Consider the following 11531-nt stretch of genomic DNA (forward strand, 5'->3'; position numbering starts at 1 on the left):
GGTTCATTCACCTCACACTGAAAAAGAACCACGCGACGGCGCCTGGGTCCCGATAGTGTTTAATATGCTCATTTCGTACGGGCGAACGTAATGTCGGAAGTCTGCTCGACGTGCGGGCTGCCCGAGGAACTCTGCGTCTGCGAGGACGTGGCCAAGGGCCAACAACAGCTCAACATCCGCATTGACGAGCGCAGATACGGGAAAGAGGTAACGATCGTCGAAGGATTCGATCCGAAGGACGTCGATCTCGACAGTCTCTCGTCGGATCTCAAGTCCAAGTTCGCCTGTGGTGGGACCGTCGAGGACGACCACATCGAACTGCAGGGCAACCACACGGGCCGCATCGAAGAGTTCCTTCGGGACCGCGGCTTCAACGTCGCCTGATGCCCGCGATGATCTGAGACGACTTCCGAACCACGGCCGCCACGCATCACGCCGCGACCGACGCCCGTTTTTCCGCCGATCGACGCCCTCGAAGCCGGTCGCTCGTCGATCGAACCGGACAGTCCCGCGCTAGAACGGCGACTCCGCGTCCGGGGTCGACTCGGCCTCGGCGTCCTCGTCGCCGACGAGACCGAACTGCATGCCGTACTTCTCCAGGCCGCCTTCCATGCTCTCGACGCGAGCGTCGGCGGTACCCTCGTAGGACCCGATCAGCCTGGCCGCCTGGACGCTCGCCTTGCCGTGGGGACAGACGGTGACGATGTGGTCGGCGCCCTCGAGGTCCTCGATCCGGCGCGAGAGTTCGTCGAACGGGACGTTCTCGCTGTCGGGAATGCGGCTGTACCGAAAGCTTCGTTCGTCGCGGATGTCGACGATCCGTACGTCCGCGTCGTCCTCGAGGAGTTCCTTGACCTCCGACGGGGAGATTTCGCCATCCATCAGGTCCCCGTTCGAACCCCGAAAGAATAAGCCCACGGGTGGATATCGGGGCCGATCGCCGCCGACCGGATCGGACCCGGCGCGGGTTAGAGCAGGCCCTCCTCTTTGGCCAGCAACAGCGCCGTCAGCGTCGAGTCGTTGGCCGGTTGCTCGCGGGCCCGATCGAGCGCGTCGGCGACCGGCACCGTCGTCACCGAGAGGAACTCGTTGGTGTCGAGTTCGCGCTTGCCGGGCTCGAGCCCCTCCGCGTAGACGACGCCGCGATCGTGCCGGAGGACGCCGGTCGCGACGGCGAACTCCTGGAGGAGCGCGGTGCTCGAGGGGCGAAAGCCGGTCTCCTCCTCGAGTTCGCGCGCGGCCGCCGTCGTGTAGGACTCGCCGTCCTCGACGATTCCGGCGGGGAGTTCGAGGTGGGTCTCGCGGATTGTCGGCCGGAACTGTTCGACGAAGAGCAGGCGGTCGCCGTCCGCGCTCCCGGTCTCGTCGCCGGTTCTCTCTCCTACCTCGTCGCCGATCGTCCCGGCCAGCACGTCGGCGTCGATCCGGGCCACCACGACCACCGCGGGCGGGAGGTCGGCCCAGTAGTAGCGTTTCTCGGTGCCGTCGGGCTGTTCGAGCAGGTCGTACCCCCCGTCGTACCAGGGCGTCTCGTACTCGAGAACCTCCTCGCGGAGGTCCCAGTCGTCGGGTACGGTCATCGGATGAAGTCTCTCGGCCGCGACTGTAATAGGTGCCGCTTCGGGCGATCCCGAGGACCGACGGCGTCGGCCGCCGAGCGATCGGTGGCGCGGTCGACCGGCGATCAGGAGTCGCCGGGGTCCGAGTCGGTGTCGAGGAGGATTCCGTCCGTCGAGACCAGTTCGTCCGCCCGCCGGAGCCAGTCGACGCCCCACTTGACGGTCGGCGGGACGAGCGTCGTGGTGAAGATGGCCATGAAGACGAGCACCGAGAACAGTTCCTGGCCGATGATGCCGGCCGACAGCGCGACCGTGACGATAACGATCTCGACGGTCCCGCGGCCGTTCATCCCGAAGCCGATCACGAGCCCCTCCTTCGAGGAGAGTTTCGTCGGGAGGGCGAACAGCCAGCTGCCGACGATCTTGCCGACGAAGGCGACCACGAGGACGAGCACGAGCAAGTCCAGCCGCTGCGTGAACACGTCGAGCGTCAGTTCGAAGGCGACGGAGACGAAGAAGATCGGCGCGAAAAAGCCCATCGCCAGGTCGTAGATGACGTCGTACATGTGCTCGTAGATGTCCCGTTCGAGTTCCGCCTGTCGCAGGAACAGCCCGGCGACGAACCCGCCGATGATCATGTGCAGATCCGCGAGCGCCGCGAAGAAGGCGAAGACGAGCGCGACCACGAGCGCGATCGTGAACGCGGAGGTCTTGTCGACGAACTCGTGGCGTTCCATCCACACCTGGAGTCGTCCCCAGAGGTACGGCAAGAAACGATCGCCGATCGCCAGCGCGACCGCGAAGAACAGCAACGCCTTCCCCGCCACCAGTCCGAGGCCCACGATGGTCACGTCACCCGTTTCGATGAAGCTCATGATGCCGGCGAACACGACCATCACGCCCACGTCCGACAGGAGTGCGCCGCCGAGGAGGACGCCCGCGATGCGCGTATCGAGGATATCCAGGTCGACCAGGATCCGCGATTTCGTCGCCAGCGACGTCGCCGCCATCGCGATGCCGACGAACAGCGACTGCCCGGTCGTCGCCCCGATGACCCCGCCGACCAGATAGCCGAGTCCGAAGGGGACGACGAAACCGCCGAACGCCACCATCAGCGACTGCGGGCCGAGTTCGAACAGGTCGTGGAGGTCGACCTCCATGCCGACGTAGAGCATCAGCAAGAAGACGCCCAGTTCCGCGAGCACGTCGATCGCTTCGCCACCGTGTAACACCCCGAGCACCGCCGGCCCGAAGACGATCCCCGCGAGGAGTTCGCCCATCAGCGCCGGATAGCCGACTCGCTCGACCGCGAGCCCGAAGAGCCACGCGAGCGTCAGCACCAGGAGGAGGTTGAGGAGATCGATGCCGACGGCTTCGACCATAGCCGGCCCTACAGGAGCCAGTGATAAATAGCGTCGAGCGGCACCCGCCGAGGGGTCACGTCCTCACGAATCCTCGAAAAGGTCGCGATAGAGCCGCCCGAACGCCTGCCGGCGCAACGTCGCGATCGCCGCGTCCGTCTCGTTCTGGAACGTCGCCGCGACCGCAGCTCCGTCGGGGCCGGCGTGCCAGACGACGCGATCGACGTTCTCGTTACCGACCTCGGTCACCTCGCCGTCGTACGTCTCGCGCCAGTCGTCGTACTCCTCGCGGGAGCCGACCCGGACTTCGAGCAGACTCGCGAAGAGCGCGTCCCGGGCCGTCTCGACGACCGCGCCGGTGACGCGCTCGTCGTACTCCTCGCGATCGAATTCCATGGCCTTCGCGACCTCGCGAACGACCGTCTGCGCCGCGGGGCCGATCGACTCGTACCGATCGCGCGCCTCGGCGGCCGACTCGAAACTGAGCGTTCCCACCGTGTCCATACGCGACCGGTCGGCCGACGGGGAGTTACGCGTTTTCGTTTCCGTTTCCGGTCTCCGACTCCGGGTCCGGTTCGCCGTCCGTTCCGTCGGGGTCGTCGGACTCGGCGTCCCCCGCCTGCATCCGTCGGGTCAGTTCCCGGGCCTCCTCGAGGACGCCCTCGGCCTCGCTCGTCAGCGCGCCGCGTCCGGGGCCACGGCTCTGCCGGGCGAGTTCGTCCTCGAACGTCGGCTCGTGGCCGTGGCCCGACTCGAATTCGGGCGTCTCGATCTCGGGAGCGTACTCGCTGACGATCGCGCCGAGGTCCTCGGGGCCGCGGTCGGCCCAGTCGGGGGCGTGTTCCGCGAGCCAGTCACGGTGGTCCGCCCGGCCGAGCGCGGCGGTGACCGCGAGGTGGTTCGCGAGGTGTTCCGCGTCGGCCTGTTCGGCGTCGCAGACCGGGCAGGCGTATCCCATACCCGCGGGTACGTGCGCGCGCTGTAAAACCTCCCCGTCCCGAATCGCGGAAATCGATCGCCGCCGACCTGGATCGACGAACCCGATCGATGCGGGACGGCCGATCGGGCGTCATACGGTTTACTGTAAGTCATTTCCGGCGCAACCGCCGCCCGGATCGCGGTTGCGCCGGTACATCGGTACAGCAATCCGTATCAGTCCAGTTTCCGGAGCATCACGATCGCGTCCTCCTCGTTGTCGTAGTAGCCCGGCACCCGCCGGAGCGGTTCGAAGCCGAACTCCCGGTAGAGGCGTTTCGCACCCTCGTTGGACTCCCGGACCTCGAGTTTGACCGTGCCGGCGCCCTGGGCCGCGAGGACGCCGATCGATCGCGAGAGGAGCGCCGAGCCGATTCCCGAGCCACGATGGGCGGGATGGACGGCGATGTCCTTGACGTGGCCCAGGTCGCGGCCGAAGTTCTCGGTCACGTCCGCGACGACGTAGCCGGCGACGCGACCGTCGCGGATCGCCACGAGAAAGCCAGGTTCGCCGAGAAACCGTTCGAACGCGTCGTACGGCCAGGGTTGGGAGAACGAGGCGTTCTCGATGCGCACGACTGCGAGGAGGTCTGCGCGTTCCGCGGGCCGGATCGACAGGCCCTCGTTCCCGTTCGAACCCGACGCGGGGAGTGTCACGGGCGAAGGTACACACCGAGCGATAAAAGAACTACGCGTCGCGACTCAGACCGTCTCCAGTCGCTCGATTTCGGCGTCCGACCAGTCGTAGAAGTGTCGATCGGTCTGCCTGAGCACCTCGACGCACTCGTTGTACTGACTGCGTGCGTCGTCGACCAGCGGATCGTCGGGGTTCTCCTCGACCCACTCGCGGAGTTCGGCGAGCGCCTCGGGCGAGTAGGTGTCCATCCGGTCCTGGTGTTCGAGGATTTCGACCTTCTCGCCTTCCTGGCGCAGGGTCCGCACGAGCGCCCACCCCGCGACGCCGTAGAACGCCAGCAGGGTGAACGCGAGCATCCCGATCACCTCGGCCGAGAGCGCCGCCATCAGTCGTCACCTCCGGGGACTTCCGCGGTCTCTGGTTGGCCGCGTCTGCCCTCGACGACGGACATGATCGCGTAGCCGATGATCGGGAACAGCACGATCACCGCGATGCCGCCGTACAGTTCGGGGGTGCCGCGGTTCTCCCACGCGAAGTAGGCCATGATGAAAATCATCACGGCGGGGATCACGTACTTGATGACGGGGTTCCACCAGCGGCCGACGTGGACGCCGGCGTTTCGGTTGACCGTGAGCAGGCGGAGTCGCTCGGGACCCATCACCCAGCCGATGACGCCGAGAATCATGAGCGTCGCCAGCGGTAGCCCCCAGTTGCCGAAGACGAAGTCGAGGTAGTCCAGCACCTCCACGGAGTACGCGCTCGGAAGGCCGAGCAGCCAGATCCCGCCGCAGACGCCGAGCACCGTCTGCGTCCGACTGAGCCGCGTCTCCTCGGAGATCGTCGTGACGCTCACTTCGGTGATCAGCAGGCCCGAGGTGAACGTCGCGAGGAAGAAGCCGACGAAAAACAGGATGCCGACGAAGCCGCCGAACGGAATCTCCGGGAAGACCTGAACCAGCGAGACGAACGCCAGCCCGGCACCGGCGTCGGGTTCGACGCCGACGGCGAAGACGATCGGGAAGATGGCCAGCGCCGCGAGGATACCGACGCTCGACTCGCCGATCGCCGTGAAGACGCCGCCGCCGAGCGGGACGTCGTCGTACTCGCGCAGGTAGCTGCCGATCGTCAGCGCGATCCCCCAACCGAGACCGGTCGAGAACAGCGCCTGCCCGAGCGCGGCGATCCAGGTCTGGCTGTAGGTCAGGTACGCCCAGTCGATCGTGAACGCGAAGGCGAGGCCGTCGGCCGCGCCGTCTAACGTCAGGCCGCGGATCACCATGACGAGGAGCGCGAATACGAGCGCCGGCACGGCGTAGACGACGATCCGTTCGACGCCGCGGCGAATACCGAGTCCGAGCACCGCGGCGATCGACCCCATCACGATCGTGTGCAGACCGATCATCAGCGCCGCGTTGCCGAAGAGGCTGTTCATGAACGGTTCGGCCTCGAAGCCGGCCGCGGTGAAGGTGAACAGCAGCGAGTGGACCGCGTAGTACAGGGTCCACGCGATCACCGGCGAGTAGTACGACATCAGTGCGATGTTCACCAGCAAGACGACGACGCCGAGACCGACCATGCCGCCGCGACCGACGACGTCGCGGAAGGCCCCGATGACGCCCTTGTTCGTGTACCGACCGAGCGCGACTTCGGCCATCAGTCCGGGAACTGCGAGGACGAACAGCAACGTGAGGAACGCGAGGACGAACGCGCCGCCCCCGTTGTTCCCCATCACGTACGGGAACCGCCAGATGTTCCCGGCACCCACCATCGCACCGATCATGGCCATCAGGAACCCGAACCGGGTGCCCCACTCCGCCCGTGCCGTTTTCGTTGGTACGTCAGCCATATCGACTCACATCGGCCACACCACCTGCAGGGACCTATATATGTGTTACCTGCCATCATGAAACACAGCAGTAATGACCGATTTCCGACCACAAAATCGACGACGGCGCTCGAACCGCCGGACGAAAGCGATCGGCCGGGAGTCGATCGACAGCTCGCGCTTCAGCGCGTTCTCGTCGTCGACGGTGCCTCACTCCTCGTCCGCGTTCCCGTCGTCTCCGTCGGCGATCGACGTCGTCGGCTCCTGGTCTTCGGTGCCGCCGTACTGGGTATCGGGGTCTTCCGCGTCGTCGCTGGAGTCGGCCGCCGGGATCACTCCGCGGGGATCGCGTCCATCTCGAACTGTTCGGTGAGCTCCTTCAGTTCGTCGAGGGCCTCTTGCTCTTCCCGGAGGTTCTCTTCAAGGACGTCGGCCGCCTCGTCCATTCCGAGCTGGTCCGCGAGCGGGATCAGGTTGCCGTAGGCCGCGATCTCGTAGTGCTCGGTCTTCTCGGCCGCCGCCATGTTGTGGTAGTCGAGCACCTCCTGGGACGGATCTTCCTCGGTGAACTCCTCGTACTCCTCGACGAGCCCCTCGATTCCCTCACACTCCTCTTTCTCGGGTGGCTCGCCGAACATCTCGAACACCTCCTCGAGGCGATCGATGTGCCCCTGGGTCTCCTCGCGGTGTTCGGCGAACGCAGCGGCGATCTCGTCTCGTTCGGTGTTCGACTCGAGGTCCTCGAGCGCGTCGAGGAGCTGGTGCTCGGCGTGATAGAGGTCCTCGAGGCCGTGCTCGAACAGGTCCTGGATCGTATCCATGCTCATGTTGTGACCACGAGCCTCGTTCACGCGTCGCCAGAAAAAGTCGCGAGCCTGCGACGGCAGGTCACGCCGCACGCGATCCGATCCGAGCGCGCCGGAGCCACAGCGTGGCGCAATCGCCGGCGCAAGGGGGCCAATTTCGCCTCCGTCTCTACGAACGCCGACACGACGACGGCCGGGAGCGGGCGTTCGGTCGCCCCACTTACCGGCCGTTTTTGCCGGGCCGATCGTCCGTCTCACACCGTCCCTGAGGTCCGAACTACGGCTGACCCGCACGGGGCCGTTCTGCTGGAACCTCGGCATCCCCGGCCGTCCGAGATAGCGGCATCACTCACCCCTACGACCGAGCAGGGGTATCCCTTGCGGGCGAAGCGTCACTTATGCGCTCGCCGACCGAACAGCGACCGATGACTGACGCAGCCGAATGCGAGCCGCTGGCCGCCGGACAGGACGAGACCGAGCGCGACGACGCCCACCTCGACGACGTCGAGGAAGGGGCCGGTTGCACGGAGATCTGGGAGCATCTCGCCGAACAGCGCGACGAGTGAGCCGAGATATTCGCCACGAGAGCGACTCTTTTGCCTCCGAGACACGTACTGAACGACCATGACCGACAACCGCTCCGGTGATCGATCTACCGACCGCGACGAACCCGATCGATCGATCCCGACGGACCGCGAATCACCGGTCGGCGCACCCGTCATCCGGGGCGACGAATCGGTCACCGGTCCGCACGCCCGGGAGGCCGTCCAGTTCGATCCCACCGATCCCGACAGCGTCGCGGACGCCGCCGAGACCGTCCGCCAGTTCGCCGCCGACGATACCGCCGACGATCACCTCTACATGCTCCGCGGGGCCGCCGCCTCGGCCGCACTCGTCCGTGGCGAGGGTTCCTACAAGGCCGCCGCCGAACGCGCCGGCGGAGACGCCTCCGTTTCGTTCATCCGCAAGTGGGCCCGGGTCCACGACCTGCCGCGATCGGTCCGGAAACAGGTCGCACTCGGCCAGATCGCGCCGACCGCCGCCAAACACATCGCCCGCGTGGGCGGCGAAGCGCGCCTCCTGCTCGCCTGGGCGGCCCTCGACGGCGACCTCACGGTCCGGGACGTCCGGAGCGTCGCCAGCGCCGTCAACGACGGGACGCCGATCGGGCGAGCACTCGCCGACCACGGCGTGCAACTCGGGCGACTCGAGGTCACGCTCTCGCCGGAGCGCTACCGCGATCTCCGGCGGCGCGCCTCGATCGACGGCGTCGAACCCGGCGAGATCGTCACAGAGGCGCTCGACGAGTACTTCCAGTGAGCCTCCCAGGGGCACGGCACGTACCGACATCCGTCGCTGTCACGGACACTCGCGGGCAACGGAGAAAGAAACGTTTAACCCCTACTCACCGATAGTACGAATCGCAGGGCCGGTAGCTCAGTCTGGCAGAGCGTCTGGCTTTTAACCAGACGGTCGCGTGTTCAAATCGCGCCCGGCCCGCTTTCCTGTCGCGAACAAGTCCGTGAGCGACAGGCAACGGAACGTCGGGATTTGACCGCAGGGAGAGCGCAGTCTCGCGAAGGGAGTGAGCGAGGAAGCGATCGACCGTGTGTTCAAATCGCGCCCGGCCCGCTTTTGCCGCGAACGAACTCGTGAGTGTCAAAACGGCCACGAGCGATCTGAAGGAGACCAGAAAGGCACAGCGTAGCGAGCATTTCTGGGCGTCGCATCGACTCACGGCGAATTGCCACTCGAAAAAGCCAAGGATCCGAGTTAAGACAGTGTTTTATATAGTATAAGGGTTGAGATGAAATTAATTTCGGGGGTAGCCGTACCTCAAGCCCAGATACGGGTCAATCCAAGAGCGCGGCACTACTGATACGGGGACGGCGGTTGACGGTGGTGGAGGCCATCCACACGACGAGGGAACAAAACGACCTCAGGTCCATAATACTCCTCGACGAATGAACATCGACGAAAAGACTATCCGAAATCGGTGTGCTGATCCCGTGTTCGACCGGGGGCAGAAGTACCGCGACGAGGGACACATCCGGCGAATCGAACGATTCGACGAGGTGGTCACCGCCGTCGTGCAGGGATCGTCTCAATACGACGTAACCGTCGAACGGGGAGAAAAGACCATTTACGCCCGGTGTACGTGTCCCTACGATGGCGCTGGCGAATGCAAACACGTTATCGCGGTGTTATTGGACGTCGCCGCCGACACACCCCGAGACGAGAGCGAACGTGTGGAGTCAGTACTCCAAAACGTCTCGACCGACGATCTCCGAGTATTCCTACGCGACGTACTCGCCGAACATCCGGATCTCCGTGATCAGTTCCTCGCGCGCTTTGGTGACACCGGCAAATCTATCGAAGAGTATCGCGACGAAATCGAGCAACTGTTCGACCAGCAGACACAGGCCCATCCGGTCGTCACCGACGCCGTCGACTTCTCGCATCTCTTTGAGTTGGCTGAGCAGTACCACGAGCACGAGCGCTACCTAGAAGCTGCGACCGTCTATCGCGCGCTGTTCGAGGGCGTCGACGATAACGAAGACCGCATCGACGCCGCGTACGGCCACTACGCCAAAACCTTGCAGTCCGCCCTCAACGGATACGTCGAGTGCGTGCTTGCGGCCGATCCTGACCAGGACGAGTTCGAGAAGTACATCGGTGTGCTAGAAAACCGAGCGACATCGGAGCATCCAGCTAACACCGAGCAGTTCTACCGAGCGATCGACGATCTCAAAGAGCGACGATGACGGTCAAGCCCCTCACCCGAGAAAAGATTCGGTCACTCTGTATCGAACGATCCCTAGAGCAGGACACCAACTACTGGAATCGAAGTCGGATTTGGGAGTTGACCATCGACTCCCGACGATTTATGCGCCCACCCGCAAACGAACCTCTATGGGCGGTATCGAGCTACGAAACGGAACACTCGTCGTCGAACGTGAACCGAACCAACTCGACGAGCTGGCGATCAGGTTCTCCAAGATCATCTGTCAATTTGACATTAAGCACGTCTACATCGCGGGGTACGTCTCCATACTCGCTGGTCGGGCGCGCTCTACCGAAGACGTCGATGTCCTCATCGAACAGATCGACGAGGAGACTGCAACCGAACTCGCAGAAACGCTCGACAAAAAAGGGTTCTGGGGACCGGCAATGCCACTCACATCGATGTACGAGATGCTCGACAACGGGGATAACATCTGGGTCGCGCCGTCGGATCAGGTCACGCCGCACCTCGAAGTCAAGTTCGCACGCGACGAGTTCGACTGCGCGTCCCTCGAAAACGCTATCACGGCCCGAATCGGTGGGGAGACGGTTCCGATAGGCCCGTTAGAGCTCCAGATCGCGTACAAACTCTACCTCGGTGCACAGAAGGACGTCGAGGATGCGGTCCACCTCTACACACTCTTCGAGGAAAGTCTTAGTATGCCCCGCCTCGAAGAGTGGGTAACGCGACTCGGCGTCGAAGACGAGTATGAGCGACTCAAACGCGCGTGAGGACCTCGACGCGAAGCACGGCCGCGACCGCGAGCGGCGCATCGAAGGCATCAAGCGCTGGGTCGAATACATCAAGTCTGAGCCTCCCGAAACGTGGGGACCACAGCAGAACGCCGTCGTCAACGACCAACTCGATGCAGCTCAGAGCGTACGAACCTCGGCTTCTCACCAACAGCACGTGAAAGACGTAGCGGCGGAAATCCTCGACGCGAGCAACGAGTCCGACGCCAATTCGAAATAGACGATCTCCTCGCAGGAAATTCATCTCAGAAACCATACACAGCGTCTCGAAATAAGAGGAGTTTCCAAGACGTAGTCGTCCTGGGCTTTAAGATACCGTGTGAAAGCCAAGGGCCGGATTTGAACCGGCGATGGGCGGCTCTGCAGGCCGCTGCGTTCGGCCGGACTCTGCCACCTTGGCGCAGTACAACGTTGTCACTGCGTTCGTTTAAGCATAGCGGTACGGCGCGAGGGTAGCTGTGTGATCCGATCGCCGGCGGCGAGCCACTCCGCCCTACGATAGCGAGACGGACCGGAGAGAACGGCGCCGTTCGATCGGAAGCGATCGAATTCGAGAGACTGCCGCTGCTGTAGCTACCTGGTACCGACTCGCGGAGTTGAATCGTCGGCACGCCGGTTTCGGTACGCTGGACATGCAAAAAGCCCCACACAGCTGTCGCTGTGCGAGGCTCAGAGTAACGTATGAGTGGTGGCGGCGAATCGAATTTCCCAGAGGGTCTCCCACTCCAGTACTCACCGAAACGCAGGCGGGCTTATCTTCCGTGTTCGGGATGGGTACGGGAGGAACCCCGCCGCTGTGGCCGCCTTAACGCCGACTCACGGAATCGAACC

Annotated in this window: 16 protein-coding genes, 2 tRNA genes and 1 rRNA gene; 7 read left to right on the forward strand and 12 right to left on the reverse strand. The window is 64.3% G+C overall.

The window, feature by feature from the left end; genetic code table 11:
- Positions 1–90 precede the first annotated feature (90 nt).
- A complete protein-coding gene (yciH, locus tag AC6I6X_RS21570) occupies positions 91–384 on the forward strand; it encodes a stress response translation initiation inhibitor YciH (RefSeq protein ID WP_098725285.1) in 294 nt (97 codons plus the stop codon).
- A gap of 129 nt (positions 385–513) precedes the next feature.
- Here the strand turns inward: yciH and AC6I6X_RS21575 are convergent, their stop codons facing one another.
- The 10 genes from AC6I6X_RS21575 to AC6I6X_RS21620 all read right to left on the reverse strand — a co-directional run bounded on the left by AC6I6X_RS21575 (position 514) and on the right by AC6I6X_RS21620 (position 7184).
- Positions 514–882, reverse strand: coding sequence for a rhodanese-like domain-containing protein (locus tag AC6I6X_RS21575; protein ID WP_497932633.1), 369 nt, complete (start codon positions 880–882; stop codon positions 514–516).
- 86 nt (positions 883–968) lie between these two features.
- Positions 969–1580 (reverse strand): NUDIX hydrolase, encoded by a 612-nt coding sequence (locus AC6I6X_RS21580; RefSeq protein ID WP_497932634.1) that lies wholly within the window; start codon positions 1578–1580, stop codon positions 969–971.
- Between the two features lie 104 nt (positions 1581–1684).
- The gene (locus tag AC6I6X_RS21585) at positions 1685–2941 is read right to left on the reverse strand and encodes a cation:proton antiporter (RefSeq protein ID WP_497932635.1); all 1257 of its coding nucleotides are present in this window, start codon (positions 2939–2941) and stop codon (positions 1685–1687) included.
- A 63-nt stretch (positions 2942–3004) separates the two neighbouring features.
- Positions 3005–3424: a DUF5809 family protein gene (locus AC6I6X_RS21590; RefSeq protein ID WP_497932636.1), complete on the reverse strand. Its 420-nt coding sequence runs from the start codon at positions 3422–3424 to the stop codon at positions 3005–3007.
- A 25-nt stretch (positions 3425–3449) separates the two neighbouring features.
- The gene (locus tag AC6I6X_RS21595; RefSeq protein WP_497932637.1) at positions 3450–3878 is read right to left on the reverse strand and encodes a DUF5810 domain-containing protein; all 429 of its coding nucleotides are present in this window, start codon (positions 3876–3878) and stop codon (positions 3450–3452) included.
- 194 nt (positions 3879–4072) lie between these two features.
- A complete protein-coding gene (gene rimI, locus AC6I6X_RS21600; RefSeq protein ID WP_497932638.1) occupies positions 4073–4552 on the reverse strand; it encodes a ribosomal protein S18-alanine N-acetyltransferase in 480 nt (159 codons plus the stop codon).
- A gap of 45 nt (positions 4553–4597) precedes the next feature.
- Complete coding sequence (locus AC6I6X_RS21605) at positions 4598–4918, reverse strand: DUF8026 family protein (protein ID WP_497932639.1); 321 nt, start codon at positions 4916–4918, stop codon at positions 4598–4600.
- Positions 4918–6378, reverse strand: a complete 1461-nt coding sequence (locus AC6I6X_RS21610; protein WP_497932640.1) for a sodium-dependent transporter — start codon at positions 6376–6378, stop codon at positions 4918–4920. Before AC6I6X_RS21610 ends, AC6I6X_RS21605 begins: the two co-directional genes overlap by 1 nt.
- A 189-nt stretch (positions 6379–6567) precedes the next feature.
- Positions 6568–6693, reverse strand: a complete 126-nt coding sequence (locus AC6I6X_RS21615; RefSeq protein WP_497932641.1) for a hypothetical protein — start codon at positions 6691–6693, stop codon at positions 6568–6570.
- On the reverse strand, positions 6690–7184 hold the full coding sequence (locus AC6I6X_RS21620; protein ID WP_497932642.1) for a DUF892 family protein: 495 nt from the start codon (positions 7182–7184) through the stop codon (positions 6690–6692). Before AC6I6X_RS21620 ends, AC6I6X_RS21615 begins: the two co-directional genes overlap by 4 nt.
- Before the next feature lie 404 nt (positions 7185–7588).
- Between AC6I6X_RS21620 and AC6I6X_RS21625 the strand changes: the two genes are divergently transcribed.
- The 6 genes from AC6I6X_RS21625 (at position 7589) to AC6I6X_RS21650 (ending at position 10920) form a co-directional block, all read left to right on the forward strand.
- Entirely contained in the window at positions 7589–7729 is a 141-nt protein-coding gene (locus AC6I6X_RS21625; RefSeq protein WP_497932643.1) for a DUF8595 family protein, read from the forward strand.
- Positions 7730–7787: 58 nt separating this feature from the next.
- The gene (locus AC6I6X_RS21630; protein ID WP_497932644.1) at positions 7788–8483 is read left to right on the forward strand and encodes a DUF7119 family protein; all 696 of its coding nucleotides are present in this window, start codon (positions 7788–7790) and stop codon (positions 8481–8483) included.
- 106 nt (positions 8484–8589) lie between these two features.
- Positions 8590–8663 (forward strand) — tRNA-Lys (locus tag AC6I6X_RS21635).
- A gap of 464 nt (positions 8664–9127) precedes the next feature.
- Positions 9128–9928: an SWIM zinc finger family protein gene (locus tag AC6I6X_RS21640; protein WP_497932645.1), complete on the forward strand. Its 801-nt coding sequence runs from the start codon at positions 9128–9130 to the stop codon at positions 9926–9928.
- A 148-nt stretch (positions 9929–10076) separates the two neighbouring features.
- Entirely contained in the window at positions 10077–10679 is a 603-nt protein-coding gene (locus AC6I6X_RS21645) for a hypothetical protein (RefSeq protein WP_497932646.1), read from the forward strand.
- Positions 10657–10920, forward strand: coding sequence for a DUF8150 family protein (locus AC6I6X_RS21650; RefSeq protein WP_497932647.1), 264 nt, complete (start codon positions 10657–10659; stop codon positions 10918–10920). Before AC6I6X_RS21645 ends, AC6I6X_RS21650 begins: the two co-directional genes overlap by 23 nt.
- A gap of 104 nt (positions 10921–11024) precedes the next feature.
- On the opposite strand, the gene AC6I6X_RS21655 is transcribed toward AC6I6X_RS21650, so the two are convergent.
- Positions 11025–11100: transfer RNA gene (locus tag AC6I6X_RS21655), tRNA-Cys, on the reverse strand.
- Between the two features lie 286 nt (positions 11101–11386).
- Positions 11387–11508, reverse strand: a 5S ribosomal RNA gene (gene rrf, locus AC6I6X_RS21660).
- Positions 11509–11531 lie beyond the last annotated feature (23 nt).

The organism is Halosolutus sp. YCN4, assembly GCF_059736495.1.

What these genes read in the sequence shown, in the direction of transcription:
- yciH (WP_098725285.1), top strand. Translation starts at nt 91, where the DNA reads ATGTCGGAAGTCTGCTCGACGTGCGGGCTGCCCGAGGAACTCTGCGTC.
- AC6I6X_RS21575 (WP_497932633.1), bottom strand. Translation starts at nt 882, where the DNA reads ATGGATGGCGAAATCTCCCCGTCGGAGGTCAAGGAACTCCTCGAGGAC.
- AC6I6X_RS21580 (WP_497932634.1), bottom strand. Translation starts at nt 1,580, where the DNA reads ATGACCGTACCCGACGACTGGGACCTCCGCGAGGAGGTTCTCGAGTAC.
- AC6I6X_RS21585 (WP_497932635.1), bottom strand. Translation starts at nt 2,941, where the DNA reads ATGGTCGAAGCCGTCGGCATCGATCTCCTCAACCTCCTCCTGGTGCTG.
- AC6I6X_RS21590 (WP_497932636.1), bottom strand. Translation starts at nt 3,424, where the DNA reads ATGGACACGGTGGGAACGCTCAGTTTCGAGTCGGCCGCCGAGGCGCGC.
- AC6I6X_RS21595 (WP_497932637.1), bottom strand. Translation starts at nt 3,878, where the DNA reads ATGGGATACGCCTGCCCGGTCTGCGACGCCGAACAGGCCGACGCGGAA.
- AC6I6X_RS21605 (WP_497932639.1), bottom strand. Translation starts at nt 4,918, where the DNA reads ATGGCGGCGCTCTCGGCCGAGGTGATCGGGATGCTCGCGTTCACCCTG.
- AC6I6X_RS21610 (WP_497932640.1), bottom strand. Translation starts at nt 6,378, where the DNA reads ATGGCTGACGTACCAACGAAAACGGCACGGGCGGAGTGGGGCACCCGG.
- AC6I6X_RS21620 (WP_497932642.1), bottom strand. Translation starts at nt 7,184, where the DNA reads ATGAGCATGGATACGATCCAGGACCTGTTCGAGCACGGCCTCGAGGAC.
- AC6I6X_RS21625 (WP_497932643.1), top strand. Translation starts at nt 7,589, where the DNA reads ATGACTGACGCAGCCGAATGCGAGCCGCTGGCCGCCGGACAGGACGAG.
- AC6I6X_RS21630 (WP_497932644.1), top strand. Translation starts at nt 7,788, where the DNA reads ATGACCGACAACCGCTCCGGTGATCGATCTACCGACCGCGACGAACCC.
- AC6I6X_RS21640 (WP_497932645.1), top strand. Translation starts at nt 9,128, where the DNA reads ATGAACATCGACGAAAAGACTATCCGAAATCGGTGTGCTGATCCCGTG.
- AC6I6X_RS21645 (WP_497932646.1), top strand. Translation starts at nt 10,077, where the DNA reads ATGGGCGGTATCGAGCTACGAAACGGAACACTCGTCGTCGAACGTGAA.
- AC6I6X_RS21650 (WP_497932647.1), top strand. Translation starts at nt 10,657, where the DNA reads ATGAGCGACTCAAACGCGCGTGAGGACCTCGACGCGAAGCACGGCCGC.